This is a genomic window from Psychrobacter sp. 1U2 (assembly GCF_051847575.1).
Genome location: NZ_JBPYDC010000407.1, coordinates 1 through 1,122, shown reverse-complemented (window position 1 = coordinate 1,122; position 1,122 = coordinate 1). Strand labels below are relative to the sequence as shown.

The window sequence follows — 1,122 nt, the reverse complement described above, 5'->3', positions numbered from 1 at the left end:
ATTTTGATCAAAGTGCTGACATACAAAGTGATGTCACCAACGAGCAAATAGTGACTGTTATTAACTACCCTTTATATGATGTGAGTATTTAGTGGGCGCCTGACCAAGCAAAAAGATATCTGAACCAGTCTCTATTACATGATATAAATCGACCACCTTTCTACCTTTTATTTAAATACTACTACCGTTAGTATAAACATGGCATATTTATTGCTCTTTATCTTATATGACCTGACTTTGAAAAATAAATCAGTAAAAGATATTTTGACTCGTCAATTATCTGATAACGAAGAATTTTAGGTTCAAGGCTGCGTAAGCACTACGTCACCTTGCCTGTGCGAATAACATATAAATGACAAACGCTCTCTAAAAATCATGCAAATTTTATCGCCTGAGTAGAGTATGATAAAGGTCAGTTCTCAGTCTCTAACTAATTAATTGTAGAGTCATTAAATAATCGTTTTATATGCTGAGCTACTACGAGTTTGTACAAATATAATCTTAAAAGTAGTTAATAGTATAATTATTATGCTGTAAGAGAGGAGTCTACATGCGGATTGTAGTTTGTGATGACGAACCACTTGCTCGTGAGCGCTTGGTTAGGATTGTGCAAGAAACAGGATATGAAGTTGTTGCCCAAGCAACTACAGGCGCTGAGGCCATAACGGCAGTGAAAGTACAGCAGCCTGATATAATATTGCTCGATATACGTATGCCAGAAATGGATGGAGTACGCTGTGCACAAGCGTTAAATGAGCTTGAACATCCGCCAGCTATCATTTTCGTTACTGCCTATGATCATTATGCCATCGCCGCATTTAAAGCAAATGCTATTGGCTATTTATTAAAGCCGGCCAATAAAGACGAATTAATAGAAGCCTTGAGTCAAGCAAAAAACTTAAATGCCGCCCAGCTAAATGAGATTCGTAAGCTTGAAGATCCCACTGCTCGTCCTGTACGCGAGCATATCGCAGCGCGTACGCATCGCGGCGTTGAGTTGATTAAGCTTAAAGATATCTATTATTTTACGGCAGATCAAAAATATGTCAAAGTCCGTCATAAAGAGGGAACTGTACTCATCGATGAGACGCTAAAAGAGCTTGAACAAGAGTTTGAAAGCCG

The 1,122-nt window shown here is 38.3% G+C and carries 1 protein-coding gene; it reads left to right on the top strand.

Going from position 1 to position 1,122, the window contains the following annotated elements:
- Positions 1-550: 550 nt before the first annotated feature.
- On the top strand, positions 551-1,122 hold a 572-nt coding region (locus ACS8FD_RS16190), incomplete at its 3' end, for a LytR/AlgR family response regulator transcription factor (protein WP_439276598.1).